The following is a 16,898-nucleotide window of genomic DNA, read 5'->3' on the forward strand; positions in this document are numbered from 1 at the left end:
TATGAGTACTCAAATAAGCAATACCACCCCAAACACAACCGTTACCCGTGATTTGAGGGACCTTGACAAGAAAACGGACAATATCTACGAGTCCATCGTCATCATCGGCAAACGTGCCAACCAAATCGCGGTCGATGTGAAAGAGGAACTGAACGGCAAGCTTGCGGAGTTCGCAACCACGAACGACAACCTGGAAGAGGTGTTTGAAAACCGCGAGCAGATCGAAATTTCCAAACATTACGAACGCTTACCCAAGCCCACATTGGTGGCTGTCGATGAGTTCCTGAACGACAAGGTTTACTTCAGAAACCCCGAGGCGGAAAACGACGACGAGTAGTGAGCATCCGGGGAAAGCATGTCCTGTTGGGCGTATGCGGTAGTATCGCCGCTTACAAATCGGCCCACCTGACTCGCCTGCTGGTCAAAGCCGGTGCCCATGTGCAGGTGGTGATGACCCCCGACGCCACAAACTTCATCACACCCCTTACGCTAGCCACCCTTTCGGGCAATCCGGTACTGGTGGACTACTTCGACCCGACTTCTGGCGAATGGAATAACCATGTGCATCTTGCTTTAGCCGCCGATGCCATGGTGGTGGCACCCGCCAGCGCCAATACCCTGGCCAAGTTTGCCCAAGGCCTGTGTGATAACCTCCTTTGTGCCATATACCTGTCGGCCAAATCACCGGTCTTCGTGGCTCCGGCCATGGACCTCGATATGTGGCAGCATGGCAGCACGCGGTCCAATATGGAGCGCCTGGTATCTTTCGGTAACCACATCATCCCCCCCGGCAATGGCGAGCTGGCCAGTGGCCTTTCGGGAGAGGGACGCCTTGCCGAGCCCGAAGAAATCGTGGTGGCCCTTGAAGCCTATTTTTCCCTGCCAAAACCATTGGCTGGAAAGAAGGCGCTTGTCTCGGCTGGGCCAACCCGGGAGGCCATCGATCCTGTACGGTATATCGGCAATCACTCCAGCGGCAAAATGGGCTATGCCCTCGCTGCACAACTGATCCATTTGGGAGCCGACGTCACACTGGTAAGCGGACCCACCGCTTTACAAGCCCCGCTGGGGGCAACAGTGGTCTCCGTTACGTCCGCCGCCGAAATGCTCGGGGCGTGCTTGGCCCACTTCGGCGGTGCCGACATCACGGTGATGAGTGCGGCGGTGGCCGACTTCACCCCCAAGACCGTAGCCGACCAAAAAATCAAAAAGGGGGCTGGGCACCAACCGGCCATCGAACTGGTAAAGACGACCGACATACTCGCCACATTGGGCAAACAGAAGCAGGAAGGGCAAGTACTCGTTGGCTTCGCCCTGGAAACGGACGATGGCCGGGCCAGCGCGGAAGATAAGCTCCGCCGGAAAAACCTCGATTTCATCGTGCTTAATTCAACGCAAGATAAGGGCGCCGGTTTTGCCGGTGACAACAATAAGATCACCATCATCCACCGCGACAACACCGTCGAGGAATTTGACCTCAAACCCAAGCCTTTGGCCGCGGCCGATATCTGTGCGCGCATCGTTGCGCTGGTTAACCCTTAAGCCGGCTCGACTCCCGGACATCCAACCGTACCGGCAGCATAATCGTTTCAAAATCCATGGATTCCTTTCCGCCAATCAAGCCAATAAGCATTTCTGCGGCCTGCCTACCGATTTCAAATGCCGGCTGGTACACCGCGGAAAGCGGTGGCGTAAGCATACCGGCAAACTCGGTGTTGCTGAAGCCGATAAGCGCAATATCATCGGGAATACGGTAACCCAGCTCGTGCAAGGCGCTAAGGCTGTAGGTCGACAACTGGTCGGTGGTGGTAAACAGCGCATCCGGTTTCTCGGGCAAGGCAAAGAGCGACCGGATACTTGCGCCGACACCCGCCTTCAATGTTTCCCGGTCCGAGGGCGTGCATATCCGCACATATTCCTCCCGATAATAGATCCCATTGGCTGCCAGCGCTTCACGGTAACCTTCGCCCCGTTGTTCGGCGAAATAGATGTCGGGACCAATGTTGAGCATCGCTATACGCCGGTACCCGTTGTCTATCAGGTGCTGGGTGGCCAAGAACGCCCCTTCCTGGTTATTGATCCCAACCTGGAACGTGTCAGACCGCTTACTGACCCGGTCAAAGAACACAACCGGCATCCCCGCGGCCGACAGCAGGTCGAAATGGCCCATGTCCACTGTCTCTGCCGAAGGAGAAACCAGCATGCCCTCAACCCCCCGGGCCTCCAATTGCTTAAGGCAGGCGCGCTCCTGGAGTAGCGACTCCTTGCTCTGCATGATAATGATATCATATCCCGAAGCCGCACAGGTGCCGTCGATGCCGTCAAGCATCCGCGAAACGAAGCTGTTGTCGATGGAGCATACCACGACCCCAATGGATCCGCTTTTTCCCTCCTTGAGGCTCTTGGCCATCCGGTTCGGCAAGTAATGGTTCGCCCGCGCAAAATCCACCACCCGCCTTTTGGTGGCTTCGCTGATTTCATAGCTATCGCGCAATGCCTTGGATACCGTGGAAACAGACAGATCCAGCGTCTTGGCAATATCACGTAGTGTTATGTTGGGCATTATCTTGCGTAAATGAATCCATAAAGATAAGTATTCCCTGTAGAATAGCATCATGCAGCGAAAACGTTATCTTTGTTGAAGACTTTCATGTGGCTAGGTTATGAACAGATACTTGCTTCGGGGGATTATCGGCACTGCGCTCGGGCTGGCGTTCTGTCTGCTGGGTTTGTACCTCATGGGCGAAGAGATTTCCGGTTATAAATGGATATTGGTGCTGGGGGTCGTGGTATTCGGTGTTGGCTTTTTGACGATTGTCTATAGCCTCATTCGGAAAATCGAACGCCGAAGTTTGTTGGATGAACGCCGAAAAAACACACCGTAAAACCATGAGTAAACGGAAACGGAACCCGTTCGCCGATGCGTTCAACGGGATGTTGGCTGCCTACCGTACCGAACGGAACTTGCGGGTCCATGCTGCCTTGGCCGTCGTTGCCATCGCATTGGGCGGTTGGCTGGGCTTAGACCGGTGGGAATGGTGCTGGATTGCGCTGTGCATAACGTTGGTCGTTATGGCCGAATTGGTTAACACAGCCATCGAAACTTGTGTTGACCTTGTCTCGCCCACGGAACACCCGTTGGCGAAAAAGGCTAAAGACGCGGCCGCGGGTGCCGTGTTGGTCACTGCTTTTTTCGCGGTGATGGTAGGTGGTATTATTTTCCTGCCAAAGCTGTGGCTTATAATCGTTGCATCGCATGCTGCATAAAACGCGGGGTATCGTATTGAAGACTACCAATTATTCGGAAACCAGTGTGGTGGTCCAGGTGTTTACCGAAAGGTTCGGGCTGCAGTCGTACTTGGTGAACGGCGCACGCAAGCCGAAGGCCAAAATCGGCACCACACTGCTGCAACCCCTGCACCTGCTTGATATGGTGGTGTACCAACGTGCGAATGCTTCGCTTCAACGGATCTCGGAAGCCCGCCAAAAACCCCCTTTTCAGACGATACCGTATGACGTTGCCAAACGGGCCGTTGCGTTGTTTCTGAACGAAGTGCTATACAAATGCCTCCGTCAACAGTCGGCCGATGAGCCCCTTTTCAATTACGTATTCAATGCGGTATCGTGGCTGGATAGCACGGATAGGATGTCACCCAACTTCCACCTTCTTTTCCTCCTCAAATTATCGCGGTACCTCGGTTTCCATCCTGCCTCGCCGAAACCGGGCCAACGGTTCTTCGATTTAAAGGATGGCGTCTTCTGCGGTCAACTGCCGGCACATCCGCTGGTATTGAGTGGCCCGCATACGACCCAGTTCGCAAACCTGCTGACCGTCTCCTTTGACCAGCTGGATACCTTGCGGCTTCCGCTGGCAGATCGCCGTTTCCTACTCGGCCGGATCCTTGCGTTCTACCAGTTCCATGTGGATCACTTGGGGGAAATCAAATCGCATGAGGTGCTGGAAGCCGTACTTGACTGATATCGCGAACAAACAAAAATGCCTTTCGATTGTTTCGATAATGCATAATTTTAACAACCATTTTCCGTACAGATGTGGCAAGAAGAAAACAATACCCTATACAGATCGTTTGCTTTCGATGATTTCTCAGCAGCCTTTGCATTTATGGTACGGGTTGCCTTACTGGCCGAACAACACAACCACCACCCCACTTGGACGAACACGTGGAACAAGGTGGAAATATGGCTTTCTACGCATGATGCCGGCGATGTGGTGACCGAGAAGGACCGGAATCTCGCGCAGGCCATTGACAATCTATTATATGCAGGCAGGAGTTAACCCCATTACCCGTTTTAATCAGGTTTTGCTCTTTGTTGTGCTTTTTTTCGGCATTCTCCACTTTGGAAAACCTTTTTTTATTCCCATCGCAATCGGGGCGATGATGGCCATGTTGTTGGTGCCGCTGTGCAGGTGGCTCGAGCAACGGAGCGTTCCGCGGGCCCTGGCCGCAGTAAGCTGTACCTTGGTTGCCCTGGTTCTTCTTTTGGGTATCGGTTACCTGCTGATCAACCAAATCATCGCACTGGCAAAGGACATGCCCTTGATCGGGAAAAAGCTCAATGACATGCTGAACGCGGCGCATGCCTTCATATCCCAGCATTTCCAATTGCCCGTGGATACACAAAAGGCCTATTTGCAGAACCAGATTGATGGTTTTTCAAACCTCGCTGGCAAATATGTGGGCGATATTTTCCGATCCATCCTCTCCTTCCTCATCCACCTGCTTATTATCACGGCCTATACCGTCTTATTACTCATCTATCGCCGCCGGTTTAAAAATTTTGTGTTGGCACTCGTTGTGCATTACGCCGGGCGTACAAACCTGGACGAAGCTCGCAACGTGGTTGACAAAACCACCCACGTAGCCAGTTCCTACCTAGCGGGCGTGAGCATTGTGGCCCTGATCTTTTCGGTCATCAACACGGTCGGTCTAACCATCATCGGCATTGAAAATGCCCTTTTCTTCGGAGTGATGGTGGCTTTCATTAACATTATACCGTACATAGGCTCGGTTGCAGGCAGTGCTATCGTGGTGCTCTATACCCTAATTACGCGCGATTCGCTGGTTACTCCTGCTGTTGTTGCCGTATTTTTCATCGTACTGCAGCAAATAGACAGCTACATCCTCACACCGAAAATAACGGGCAGCAAAATCCAGTTGAATGCGTTGTTTACCATCATGGCGCTGCTGCTCGGAAGCTTGGTTTGGGGTGTTGCTGGCATGGTCCTTTTTGTTCCGTTCCTCGGAGCGGCGAAGGTTGTTTTCGACCATGTAGATTCATTGAAGCCCTATGGAGGCCTGATTGGCGACCGCGAAGCGCAAGCGGCAAAAAAAAGCCGTCTCGTTTGAAACGAGACGGCCAAATACAATAAATATAGTGATAAGTAATCCTTAGATTACCTTAACATTTACCGCATTTAGTCCTTTTCTTCCTTGCTCAACATCGTAGGAAACGTTGTCGTTTTCACGAATTTTGTCGATAAGGCCTGATGAGTGAACGAAAATTTCACTTTCACCTGAATTAGGAACGATAAAACCAAAACCCTTGGTTTCATTGAAGAATTTAACTACTCCTTCTGCCATTGTATTGAAAAATTAAAAATAATAAAAATCAAAGGTATATATATTTATTTGTAAACCAGCCAAAAATATTTACAAATGGATTTTTTTCACTATATTAGCACATAATCTCCTTTTCAATTGTTGCTTGCCATAAGTGGCACAATCTTTCTTTATCCGACAACAAAACGCTAACTAAACGATATGGATCATCACATTGCATCTCTGAAAAAACTGGCAGAAAAAAACAACGCGATAAACAAACTTCCTTTTTCCATCCGCATATTGCTCGAGAATGTATTGCGGAACCACGACAATTTTGCGATTACCGATGAACATCTAGACACCTTGGTTAACTGGGATCCCGCGGGCACCGACAAAGAGATCCCCTTCAAGCCGGCCCGTGTATTGATGCAGGATTTCACCGGGGTACCTGCCATTGTGGATATCGCTTCCATACGGGCGGAAGTCATCCGGAAAGGGGGCGACGGAAGCAAGATCAATCCGGCCATCCCCGTCGATCTGGTTATAGACCATTCCGTACAAGTGGATTATTTCGGTACCGACTATTCCTACCAAAGTAACGTGGCACTCGAGTACGAGCGTAACGCGGAGCGGTATGAATTGCTTAAGTGGGGCCAACAAGCACTCGACAATTTCACCGTGGTGCCGCCGGGGATGGGCATATGCCACCAAGTCAACCTGGAATATCTGGCCAAAGGGGTCATCACCCGTGATGGCTGGGCATTCCCCGATACGTTGGTCGGCACGGACTCACATACGCCGATGGTCAACGGTATCGGCGTAATCGCATGGGGTGTTGGTGGTATCGAAGCCGAAGCAGCCATGCTGGGCCAGCCTATCTATTTTACGTGCCCACAGGTCATCGGACTCAAATTGACCGGAAAGATCCCGGCCGGGTGCACCGCTACCGATATGGTGCTTACCATTACGAAATTGCTGCGCGACTTCGGGGTTGTCGGAAAATTCGTCGAAGTGTTCGGCGAAGCGCTTGATCACCTTAGCGTCACTGACCGTGCGACGATTTCCAACATGTCTCCCGAATTTGGCTGTACCGTCACTTACTTCCCTGTAGACAACCAAACGCTGGAATACATGCGGCGGACCAACCGGTCGGAAGAACACATCAATCTTGTGGAAGACTATTGCAAGGAAAACCTGCTGTGGCGTACCGGCAACGAAGAAATAACATACTCACACGTACTTGAACTCGACCTGGATACACTACAGCCAACGGTATCCGGTCCGAAGCGGCCGCAGGACAAGATTCTCGTAAAAGATTTGAATACGCAGTTCTCGTTGCTGCTGGAACAAGAATACCAGCGTAATTACGTGCCGATAAAGGCCAGGCAGGAACAGGCTTGGCTATCGGAAGGCGGCTCGGGCAGTGCTTTTACCTATGAAAACCGGGCCAAACCAAAAGAGATTCTCGTGGAGCCCGAAGATCTCCGGTCCGTACGGATAAAAATAAAAAACAAGGAATATATCCTTAGTGATGGCAGCATTGTAATCGCTGCGATCACGAGTTGCACGAATACCTCCAACCCTGCCGTCATGGTGGGGGCCGGCTTGGTCGCGCGCAAGGCCGTGTCGCGTGGTCTGCGCACCAAAACATGGGTTAAAACCAGCTTGGCTCCAGGATCGAAGGTCGTAACCGAATACCTGCAACGCGCTAACCTTTTGGAAGACCTGGAAGCGCTACGCTTCCATACAGTGGGTTATGGATGTACTTCCTGTATCGGAAACAGTGGCCCCCTGCCTCCGCACATCGCCGAAGCGGTAGATAAAGGCGACTTGGTGGTCGCATCTGTACTCTCAGGGAACCGGAATTTCGAAGCACGGGTGCACCCGCAGGTAAAGATGAATTTCCTTATGTCGCCGATGCTGGTGGTGGCCTACGCATTGGTCGGCCGCGTGGATATCGACCTGATCAACGATCCGTTGGATTACGATCCGAACGGCAACCCGGTTTACCTGCGCGACATCTGGCCCACGCAGCAGGAAATCGTGGATACGATAAGCAACTGCATGCGCGTGGAAGATTTCAAAGCTGTTTATGATGTTATCTTCGATGGGGGCGAAGATTGGAAGCAATTGGTTGCGCCACTAGGCAAAAACTTCGGGTGGAAAGACGAATCTACTTACATACAGGAAGTACCTTTCTTCAAGAATATCAGCACAGATCCCTTGCCCACACAAGACATCACGGGCGCACGCGTGTTGCTCTCACTCGGCGATTCGGTCACGACCGACCATATCTCGCCGGCAGGGTCTTTCAGGGCTGATTCGGCGGCAGGCCAATACCTGGTTTCCAAAAATGTACAAGCCAAGGATTTCAACTCCTATGGATCGCGTCGCGGCAACCACGAAGTGATGATGCGCGGCACCTTTGCAAATGTACGGATACGCAATAAGATTACGGCGAAAGAAGGGGGGTACACCACCTACTTTCCAACCGGTGAGACACTATCGGTGTATGATGCCGCAATGAAATACATCGAAGCAGGTACCCCGTTGGTGGTACTGGCAGGAAAAGAATACGGCAGCGGATCGTCAAGGGACTGGGCAGCCAAGGGGGCAAGCCTGCTTGGTATCAAGGCGGTGATCGCAGAAAGTTTCGAGCGTATCCACCGCAGCAACTTGGTGGGAATGGGTATTTTGCCTTTGGAGTACCCCGAAGGGGAAAATGCGGACTCGCTAGGACTCGACGGCTCGGAAACTTTTTCCATAGCGGGTGTTTCCAATGAGTTGAAACCACACAAGATACTGGACGTGGCAGCTACGAAAGCCGACGGGCGTACGGTGACTTTTCAAGCACGGGCGCGGTTTGACTCGGCTATCGAAGTGGAGTATTACCGCCACAGCGGGATACTGCAATATGTGCTCAGGGGATTCCTTAGATAACTTTTTCTTTCACGGGGTTACAGCGAACGGAATGCGTTCCATCCCTGTGCTTTGATGGGATGTACCTTGCCCGATTTGGAAATCAATTCGTGCCCCGAGGCTTTGTCTGTAATGTGGCCAATAACACTGATATCTGCATGGCCCGATAACTTGTCATAGTCCGACTGGCTGATCGTGAAGAGCAATTCGTAATCTTCACCGCCATTCAGTGCACAGACTGTCGGATCCAGCGCAAATTCCCGGGCAGTATCGTAGGTCATCGGGTCAATCGGTATCTTTTCTTCGTATAACCTGCAGCCCTTTTCCGATGCGTTGCAGATATGCAGGATTTCAGAAGCCAACCCATCCGACACGTCTATCATCGCCGTAGGTTTTATATGCAACGATGCCAACAACTCAATGACATCCTTACGGGCTTCCGGTTTGAGCTGCCGCTCCACGATATAATCCTTTCCTTCCAGGTCGGGTTGGATAGAGGGGTTCTCCAAGAAAATCCGCTTCTCACGTTCCAGCAGCTGCAAACCGACATAGGCACCTCCCAAGTCGCCGGAAACGCAAATCAGGTCACCTTCCTGCGCACCGTCGCGATAGACGATATTTTCAGTCTTTGCATGGCCTATGCTGGTAACGCTGATCACCAGCCCTTGTGCCGACGCCGAAGTGTCTCCGCCTACCAGATCCACCTGGAAGTTCTTGCATGCCAATAATGCCCCTGCATACAGCTCCTCCACTGCTTCCAAGGGAAATTTGCTGGATACGCCGATAGAAAAAGTGATTTGTGACGCCATGCCGTTCATCGCATAGATATCACTTAAATTCACCTGTACGGCCTTATATCCCAGATGTTTAAACGGTACATACCGCAAGTCGAAATGGATTCCCTCCAGCAGCAGATCGGTAGATATCAACGTCTTGTATCCCGAAAAGTCCAATACGGCAGCATCATCGCCGATACCTTTTGTGGTGGATTTTTCCTTGCATTCAACTGCTTTGGTGAGGTGTGCTATCAAGCCAAACTCACCCAACTGGTTAATATCGGTATGTTCTCTATTATCAAACATCACTTTTTACAACAACGAGGTCAAAGAATATTTCATCGCTACTTCACATTATCGATGGCCAACTATCAATAGTTAACTGCCCCTAAAGTCCCAATCTAGCGGAGATTTCCAACATCCGTTCGATAGGTCTGCGGGCACGCGAAATCACATCGTCAGACAAAACGATTTCGGGTTGCTCGAACTTCATGCAATTATACAGTTTTTCCAATGTATTGAGCTTCATATACGGGCAATCGTTGCATGCGCATGCATTGTTCGGCGGTGCGGGGATAAACCGCTTTCGTGGGTTCGCTTTTTGCATCTGATGGATGATACCACTCTCTGTGGCCACGATAAATGTATCTGCGGGATGTTCCTTGGTATATTTCAACAAGCCGGACGTGGATCCGATATAATCTGCGGTCTCCAGAATATGCTCCTCACATTCGGGATGTGCAATAAATTTGGCTTCCGGGTACGCTCGCCGTAGCTCTTCGATACGCTCCTGCGAGAAAATTTCATGTACCATACATGCACCATTCCAAAGCACCAGCTCCCGGCCTGTCTTTTTCTGTACATAGTCGCCTAGATTCCGATCAGGTCCGAAAATGATCTTCTGATCAAGCGGTAGGCTATCCACAATCTGTACGGCATTGCTGGAAGTACATACGATATCACTCAATGCTTTCAACTCGGCTGTGCAGTTTACATAGGTAATAGCAATATGGTCTGGATATTGCTCCTTGAACTTGGCAAATAAATGAGGTGGACAACTATCCGACAGCGAACAGCCGGCTTTCAGGTCCGGAAGCAATACTTTCTTCTCCGGAGACAGTATTTTTGCCGTTTCGGCCATAAAATGCACGCCAGCGAATACGATTACATCGGCCTCGGTCTGGGCAGCCTGCTGCGATAGGCCCAAGCTATCACCGATGTAGTCGGCGATGTCCTGTATTTCGGGTTCCTGGTAGTAGTGGGCAAGAAGGACCGCATTTTTCTCCCTCTTCAACCGATTGATTTCTTCAACAAGATCCAATGCAGGGTCGATAGGCTCGTCTATATACCCTTTGTTGTCTAGTTCCGTTAGATATTCGTTCATCGCAATACAAAGGTAGCTAAACAAATTGATTTGATTTTCGGTTTCCCACCGCTTCAATAAGTAATAATTATTTTAAATAATCCTTTTATTATTGTTTGTTAGGGTGTTGGTTTTGTGGGTAAAGTGCGGGGTTTTTATTTTGATTTTTGAAAGTTCTTTATTTTTTAACACATTATTAACATGAATTTTAAGTGTTGTTATTGAGTTACAATGCTTTTCACTTTCAGGCCGATTCCCTATCCACATGATTTTGTATAGTATTTATTGGGAAGGATTTGTTAATATTGTAGTGTATTTCGATTGGTTTCAGGTAGAAGTTTGTGTAGAAAATAGAGGAAGTTGGTGAAAGGTGGAGTTATCATTTTTATTCAACCGGTAATCGACAAGTTATTAACAGGATTTCAGACCTAGGGCCAGGTTGGTCAGTTTTAGCCCATTTTTTATTTATGCATCAGGTTGATTTTTTAGTTATCGGTTCGGGGATAGCCGGTCTGAGCTTTGCCTTGAAGGCTGCTTCGCATGGTAAAGTGATGATTATTACGAAGTCAAATGAAGACGAATCGAATACGAAGTATGCCCAGGGGGGCGTGGCGGTGGTTGTGGATAAATCTGACTCGTTCGAAAAGCATATTGCTGATACACTGATAGCTGGTGATGGATTGTGTGATGAACGGGTTGTGGAAAATGTGGTTAGGGAGGGGCCGAACCGTATACAGGAAATCATCGATTACGGCACCCATTTCGACAAGAAGACGGATGGCGTGTATGATTTGGCACGCGAAGGTGGCCATTCCGAGCATCGGGTATTGCACCATAAGGACGTTACAGGGTTCGAGATCGAGCGTGTATTGCTCGAGAAGGTCCATGAAAATCCGAACATTGAATTGCTGACCCACTACTTTGCGGTAGATTTGATTACCCAGCACCATCTGGGGACCTTTGTGGATAGAAGTACACCCGATATCACGTGCTATGGTGTATATGTATTGAATACGGTGGACCACCGGGTGGAGCGTATCCTGAGCAAGGTAACGGTGATGGCATCGGGCGGTGCCGGGCACATCTATTCCAGCACGACCAATCCGGTGATTGCTACAGGCGATGGTATAGCGATGGTTTACCGTGCGAAGGGAAAGGTGCGCAACATGGAGTTTATGCAATTCCATCCTACAGCACTTTATAATCCCGGTGAGTACCCGGCTTTTCTGATTTCAGAAGCGGTCAGGGGATTCGGCGGTGTGCTCAGACGGAAGAATGGAGACCTCTTTATGAAGGAATATGACGACCGTGCGGACTTGGCACCACGGGATATCGTGGCAAGGGCAATCGATTCCGAGATGAAGAAGTCGGGAGACGAATTTGTCTTGCTTGACATTACCCATCGAGGTAAGGCGGATATTTTGGCCCATTTCCCGAACATTTATGCGAAGTGTTTATCGATAGGTATCGATTTGGCGAGGGATTATGTTCCGGTCACGCCAGCTGCGCATTACCTATGTGGCGGCATTATGGTGGATGAACACGGCCGTTCGTCAATCCGCAACCTGTATGCGTGCGGAGAGTGTGCTTCCACGGGACTTCATGGAGCTAATAGGCTGGCTTCTAACTCGTTATTAGAGGCTACGGTATTTGCCCATCGGATTTATCTGGATGCCGTTGCAATGGCGTCGGATATTGAGCTCCCCGCATCGATACCGGATTGGGACGATTCGAATACGGAATTGTCCAATGAAGATATCCTGGTAACCCATAATTTACGGGAAACACAGAAAGTGATGAGCGACTATGTGGGTATCGTGCGGTCTGACTTCCGGTTGGAACGTGCCATGCGGCGGTTGGGGCTATTGTATGACGAGACGGAAAGTTTTTATAAGAACACCCGACTATCGGTAAAATTGTGCGAACTTCGTAACGTCATCCAGGTAGCGTACCTGGTTATCAAGTCGGCTATGGGCCGGAAGGAAAGCCGTGGATTGCATTATACAACGGATTATCCGGAGCGCGCGGATACCCGGGTCGACACTATTTTCTAATTGGATATTTTATGCCATTGATTTTGCCCGTACAAGGTATTCATCCGGATATCGGAACCGATTGCTTTATTGCCGACAATGCGACGGTGGTAGGCGATGTGAAGATGGGAGCACATTGTTCGGTATGGTTCAATGCGGTGGTGAGAGGCGATGTGAACCATATACGGATTGGCACTTATACCAATATTCAGGATGGGGCCGTGATTCATTGCACGTACAAAACAGCGCCTACCCTGATCGGTAGCTTCGTGAATATCGGGCATAACGCGCTGGTGCACGGCTGTGAGCTGAAGGACCGGGTATTGATTGGCATGGGTGCCATCGTGATGGACCGTGCTGTTGTAGAGCCGTATGTTATCATCGCGGCAGGAGCCGTGGTGTTGGAGGGAACGGTATGTGAGCGTGGTTATCTGTATGCGGGGGTGCCCGCTCGGAAAGTGAAACCCATCACTTCCGAGCAGCGGAAAATGCTCGATGAACTGCCCGATCGCTACGTGATGTATGCTAGCTGGTTTTCCTGACAGCGTTCTATATTCGATATCACCATAGCCTTGCTATTCAGGAATGGTGATAAGTTCTTCTTGTTCCCAGTTTGCCCGGATGATAAAGGTCTTACCGAGATACCACACCCGCTCGGGTTGTTTGGTTTCGTACACGTTGCCCGTATCCCATTTACCGTTATTGTTTTCGTCGTAGACAACCCGGATGGTATATTTTCCGCCGGGGAATTGATGGAAAGGGATGTCTGTGGAGGTAGCTATCGGAATACTCCGGAAGATAACATCCATTTTTTCATTGATGAGCTGTACTAGGTATTGGTGTGATGTATCGGGGACGGTTATTTTCAAGAGGATGTCGCCGAAATTCTCGGTCTCGTCCATGGTAAACGTTTTGGTCACAGACTTGTTCTTGTCGGAGAAGAATCCGGCGAATGCACCTTCCTCGAGAGTCAGGACGTAATTACGTTTCGGGCGCCAGTTGTACCGCAAGATGTACCGGCGTTGCAAGGAAGTATCTTTCGCCAATTGGAAATTAGTAACGGGAACGGAATCTACAAGCAGGACGATTTTACTGCGGTCGATAGACTGTACGGGCGACCCTGCGGTTAGTTCAATATGCCGGGTGCGGTTTACCTTATTTCCTGAGAGATTGTCTGTGATGATGAAATCGCGGTCATATTTGTCGTTGCGGCCCCTCCGCATCACAATGGTATCCAGTATTTCTCCTTGGTTGCTGATAGCGACTTTCAGTGAATCGAAGGTAAGGTCGTTGACCCATACCGTGGCCGAGTCAAGGGTAGGGGTATATTCGACCACCTTATCGGCATCGAGTGCCGTGGGATGGATGATCGTCAACCCGGCATCTTCAAGCGGCTTATTGAAGATCAGACTGATTTTGCCATTGGACTCTATTTTGCGATCAAGTAACCGGAAATCGCGGGGGATACCTTTTGAGACTTCCAGCAGTATTCCCGAAGTGTCTTTGCCCAATACGATGGAATCGTTCAGGAAGCCAATAAGTTCGGTTGGGGCATTGTATATGCGATCGTTGTTTTCCTCCCTTAATGCATATATGCGGTAATTGTCTTCCCTTAGGTTTTGCAACCTGAAATTTCCGGCGGTATCGGTAAGTGTGAAAATGTTTGCTTTGCGTTTGCCAAAAATTGAGTCCTGGCGTGTTGGGATGAGCATGACGGTAATTTCCTTTTCCTTTTCCTTGGTAAGCGCATTGATTACCTTTCCGGATACGGCTAGCGAGTCGATGATATCGCCGGTAGAAAAAACATAGCTGTAGTTCAATAATGGATTACCCTCATTGAAATCGCCGATGGCCTTTCCAAAGTTGATGGTATAGGTCGTATTCTCCTCAAGGGAATCGGGAAGTGTAATCTCTATATTTTTCCGTTTGACTCGGGGATTGATGGGTTGATCGATATCGGGCGAGACACTGACTTCCTTGAACGGGTTGGAAAGTTTGATGAACTCGTTAAATTCGATCACTATTTTTTCCGCGTTGAAGTTCCGTGTAAAGTTGGGCGGGGTTTCTTTCAGTATCACGGGCGGAATGGAGTCTTTGGGTCCGCCCTGGGGCTGTTGGATACTTGCACACTGCCAAGAGAGTAAAACAAGGGCTACAAAAAACGGGAGAACAACCCATTTTGCATTTGGGGCTATTTTTAAGCGATTTGAGCGGGTTTCTATTCTTGACATGCCGTACGTTGAAAAATCTGAGAAAGTCTCTTGTGGATGATTTATGGAAGCCGAGATAATTTTATTGTAAACAACTGTTAATCAAACTGTTAATTCAAATGTACCATTAAAACGGAAATATCTGAGGGTGAAACACCGGAAATCCGGGACGCTTGTCCGAGTGTGCGGGGTTTGACCTTGATGAGTTTTTCGCGGGCCTCCTTTGATAGTGATACGAGCGAAGTGTAATCGAAGTCCGGGTTGATTTCCTGGTCTTCCATCCGTTTCATTTTATCGACGATTTCTATTTCCTTATCGAAATAGCTTTCGTATTTCACTTGGATTTCCGCTTGTTCTACAATTTCGGTATCGCAGTGAGCAAGCAATCCCGCAAGTCTCGTATCGGCTTGGGCCAAATGCCTGATATGGACATGGGGACGGGTAAGTACATTGAACAACCTGATTTTCTGGGTAAGCGGGCTTGAGCCCAATTCGGCCAAGATAGGGTTCATCTCTTCGGCTCCGACCGAATGTTTCCGGAGATAATCGACGAGTTGTCGGGCTGCTGCCACTTTGCTTTTTACTTTTTCAAGCCGATCGTCTCCTACCATTCCCAACTGGTGTGCCAAAGGGGTGAGCCGTACGTCTGCGTTGTCCTGGCGAAGCAAGAGCCGGTGTTCGGCCCGTGATGTGAACATGCGGTAAGGCTCTTCGGTCCCTTTGGTTACGAGGTCGTCGATCAACACACCGATATAGGATTCTGACCGTTTCAGGATAAGTTCGTGCCGATCATTGATTCGCTGGTGGGCATTTATGCCGGCAATCAGGCCCTGGCTGGCAGCTTCTTCATAGCCGGTGGTGCCGTTTATCTGCCCGGCGAAAAACAGGTGTTTGATGAGGTGTGTTTCGAGGGTGAGGTCCAACTGCAACGGCGGGAAGTAGTCATACTCGATGGCATATCCGGGGCGGAACATCTTTGCCTTTTCGAAGCCAGGTATGAGTTGGAGCGCTTGTTGTTGTACCTCTTCCGGAAGGGAGGTCGAGAAGCCATTCACGTAAATTTCGACGGTTTTCCAACCCTCGGGCTCTACGAAGATCTGGTGCCTGTCGCGCTCGGCGAAACGGTTGATTTTGTCTTCGATGGATGGGCAATAACGGGGTCCGAGACCTTGTATACGGCCCGTGAACATGGGCGATTTTTCAAAACCTTCCTTTAGTTTTTCGTGTACGGCTGGGTTGGTATACGTAATCCAGCAACACCGTTGTTCCGTGGGTAAGTCAATCTCCGTGAATGAGAAGCGTCCCCGTTGCTCATCGCCCCATTGTTCCTCCATTTTGGAATAATCCAGACTTCGGCCATCCACGCGGGGGGGCGTGCCCGTTTTCATGCGACCGGATTCGAAACCCAGACCGACGAGCTGCTCGGTCAATCCAGTGGCTGCTTTTTCGGCGGTCCTGCCTCCGCCAAAGCGCTTCTCACCGATGTGGATGGTTCCATTGAGGAAGGTGCCGTTCGTGAGGATCACGGCGTCGGCATCAATGGTGAGGCCGAGGGAAGTGATGACGCCGGCGGCTTTCCCGTTGGCTACTTGTATGGCCTTCACGGTATCTTGCCAAATATCTATGTTGGGTATCGATTCCAACTGGAGCCGCCATTCCTCGGCGAAGCGCATGCGGTCGTTTTGGGTCCGTGGGCTCCACATGGCTGGTCCTTTCGATTGGTTGAGCATGCGGAATTGGATGGTCGTTTTATCCGCTATGATACCCGAGTAGCCGCCCAGTGCGTCGATTTCGCGCACAATTTGGCCTTTTGCCACGCCACCCATGGCCGGATTGCAGCTCATCTGGCCGATGGTGGCCATATTCATGGTAACCAACAGGACCGACGACCCCATGTTGGCTGCTGCTGCTGCTGCTTCGCATCCGGCGTGCCCCCCTCCTACTACGATGACATTGTATTTTTTGAACATCTTCCTTTTGTTTTGTTCCACGTGGAACGCCCTATCTTATCGCGATGTTCCACGTGGAACACA

Annotated in this window: 16 protein-coding genes; 10 read left to right on the top strand and 6 right to left on the bottom strand. The window is 50.2% G+C overall.

Annotated features, from left to right (window positions below; all coding sequences use genetic code 11):
• Window position 1 precedes the first annotated feature (1 nt).
• Together ACEVG1_RS08220 and coaBC are read left to right on the top strand one after the other, a co-directional pair.
• Window positions 2-337 carry a DNA-directed RNA polymerase subunit omega gene (locus tag ACEVG1_RS08220; RefSeq protein WP_374743157.1) on the top strand — a complete coding sequence of 112 codons (336 nt, stop codon included), beginning with the start codon at window positions 2-4 and terminating at the stop codon, window positions 335-337.
• The gene (gene coaBC, locus ACEVG1_RS08225) at window positions 337-1,542 is read left to right on the top strand and encodes a bifunctional phosphopantothenoylcysteine decarboxylase/phosphopantothenate--cysteine ligase CoaBC (protein ID WP_374743158.1); all 1,206 of its coding nucleotides are present in this window, start codon (window positions 337-339) and stop codon (window positions 1,540-1,542) included. Before ACEVG1_RS08220 ends, coaBC begins: the two co-directional genes overlap by 1 nt.
• Here coaBC and ACEVG1_RS08230 read toward each other — a convergent pair.
• Window positions 1,532-2,563 carry a LacI family DNA-binding transcriptional regulator gene (locus ACEVG1_RS08230; RefSeq protein ID WP_374743159.1) on the bottom strand — a complete coding sequence of 344 codons (1,032 nt, stop codon included), beginning with the start codon at window positions 2,561-2,563 and terminating at the stop codon, window positions 1,532-1,534. The two genes, coaBC and ACEVG1_RS08230, sit on opposite strands and share 11 nt — an antisense overlap.
• A gap of 100 nt (window positions 2,564-2,663) precedes the next feature.
• Between ACEVG1_RS08230 and ACEVG1_RS08235 the strand changes: the two genes are divergently transcribed.
• The 5 genes from ACEVG1_RS08235 (at window position 2,664) to ACEVG1_RS08255 (ending at window position 5,369) form a co-directional block, all read left to right on the top strand.
• Window positions 2,664-2,885 (top strand): signal peptidase, encoded by a 222-nt coding sequence (locus ACEVG1_RS08235; protein WP_374743160.1) that lies wholly within the window; start codon window positions 2,664-2,666, stop codon window positions 2,883-2,885.
• A gap of 4 nt (window positions 2,886-2,889) precedes the next feature.
• The gene (locus ACEVG1_RS08240) at window positions 2,890-3,267 is read left to right on the top strand and encodes a diacylglycerol kinase family protein (protein ID WP_374743161.1); all 378 of its coding nucleotides are present in this window, start codon (window positions 2,890-2,892) and stop codon (window positions 3,265-3,267) included.
• Entirely contained in the window at window positions 3,257-3,979 is a 723-nt protein-coding gene (gene recO, locus ACEVG1_RS08245; RefSeq protein WP_374743162.1) for a DNA repair protein RecO, read from the top strand. Before ACEVG1_RS08240 ends, recO begins: the two co-directional genes overlap by 11 nt.
• Before the next feature lie 72 nt (window positions 3,980-4,051).
• A complete protein-coding gene (locus ACEVG1_RS08250) occupies window positions 4,052-4,297 on the top strand; it encodes a 4a-hydroxytetrahydrobiopterin dehydratase (RefSeq protein WP_374743163.1) in 246 nt (81 codons plus the stop codon).
• Window positions 4,281-5,369: an AI-2E family transporter gene (locus tag ACEVG1_RS08255; RefSeq protein ID WP_374743164.1), complete on the top strand. Its 1,089-nt coding sequence runs from the start codon at window positions 4,281-4,283 to the stop codon at window positions 5,367-5,369. The genes ACEVG1_RS08250 and ACEVG1_RS08255 overlap by 17 nt, the downstream gene beginning before the upstream one ends.
• Window positions 5,370-5,411: 42 nt before the next feature.
• On the opposite strand, the gene ACEVG1_RS08260 is transcribed toward ACEVG1_RS08255, so the two are convergent.
• Window positions 5,412-5,603 (bottom strand): cold-shock protein, encoded by a 192-nt coding sequence (locus ACEVG1_RS08260; RefSeq protein WP_090626780.1) that lies wholly within the window; start codon window positions 5,601-5,603, stop codon window positions 5,412-5,414.
• A 180-nt stretch (window positions 5,604-5,783) separates the two neighbouring features.
• Between ACEVG1_RS08260 and acnA the strand changes: the two genes are divergently transcribed.
• On the top strand, window positions 5,784-8,504 hold the full coding sequence (gene acnA, locus ACEVG1_RS08265; RefSeq protein WP_374743165.1) for an aconitate hydratase AcnA: 2,721 nt from the start codon (window positions 5,784-5,786) through the stop codon (window positions 8,502-8,504).
• 17 nt (window positions 8,505-8,521) lie between these two features.
• Here acnA and thiL read toward each other — a convergent pair whose 3' ends face one another.
• Window positions 8,522-9,565, bottom strand: a complete 1,044-nt coding sequence (gene thiL / locus ACEVG1_RS08270) for a thiamine-phosphate kinase (RefSeq protein WP_374743166.1) — start codon at window positions 9,563-9,565, stop codon at window positions 8,522-8,524.
• A gap of 82 nt (window positions 9,566-9,647) precedes the next feature.
• The gene (nadA, locus tag ACEVG1_RS08275) at window positions 9,648-10,643 is read right to left on the bottom strand and encodes a quinolinate synthase NadA (protein WP_374743167.1); all 996 of its coding nucleotides are present in this window, start codon (window positions 10,641-10,643) and stop codon (window positions 9,648-9,650) included.
• 446 nt (window positions 10,644-11,089) lie between these two features.
• On the opposite strand from nadA, the gene nadB reads away from it, so the two are divergent.
• Both nadB and ACEVG1_RS08285 read left to right on the top strand, forming a co-directional pair.
• Window positions 11,090-12,676 carry an L-aspartate oxidase gene (gene nadB / locus ACEVG1_RS08280; RefSeq protein WP_374743169.1) on the top strand — a complete coding sequence of 529 codons (1,587 nt, stop codon included), beginning with the start codon at window positions 11,090-11,092 and terminating at the stop codon, window positions 12,674-12,676.
• An 11-nt stretch (window positions 12,677-12,687) separates the two neighbouring features.
• Window positions 12,688-13,197 carry a gamma carbonic anhydrase family protein gene (locus ACEVG1_RS08285; protein ID WP_374743170.1) on the top strand — a complete coding sequence of 170 codons (510 nt, stop codon included), beginning with the start codon at window positions 12,688-12,690 and terminating at the stop codon, window positions 13,195-13,197.
• A 33-nt stretch (window positions 13,198-13,230) separates the two neighbouring features.
• Here the strand turns inward: ACEVG1_RS08285 and ACEVG1_RS08290 are convergent, their stop codons facing one another.
• Both ACEVG1_RS08290 and mnmG read right to left on the bottom strand, forming a co-directional pair.
• Window positions 13,231-14,733, bottom strand: coding sequence for an Ig-like domain-containing protein (locus ACEVG1_RS08290; protein WP_374743172.1), 1,503 nt, complete (start codon window positions 14,731-14,733; stop codon window positions 13,231-13,233).
• A gap of 242 nt (window positions 14,734-14,975) precedes the next feature.
• Window positions 14,976-16,835, bottom strand: a complete 1,860-nt coding sequence (gene mnmG / locus ACEVG1_RS08295; RefSeq protein ID WP_374743173.1) for a tRNA uridine-5-carboxymethylaminomethyl(34) synthesis enzyme MnmG — start codon at window positions 16,833-16,835, stop codon at window positions 14,976-14,978.
• Window positions 16,836-16,898 lie beyond the last annotated feature (63 nt).

This window comes from Parapedobacter sp. 2B3, from assembly GCF_041925275.1.
In the GTDB taxonomy this organism is placed as follows: domain Bacteria; phylum Bacteroidota; class Bacteroidia; order Sphingobacteriales; family Sphingobacteriaceae; genus Parapedobacter; species Parapedobacter pyrenivorans_A.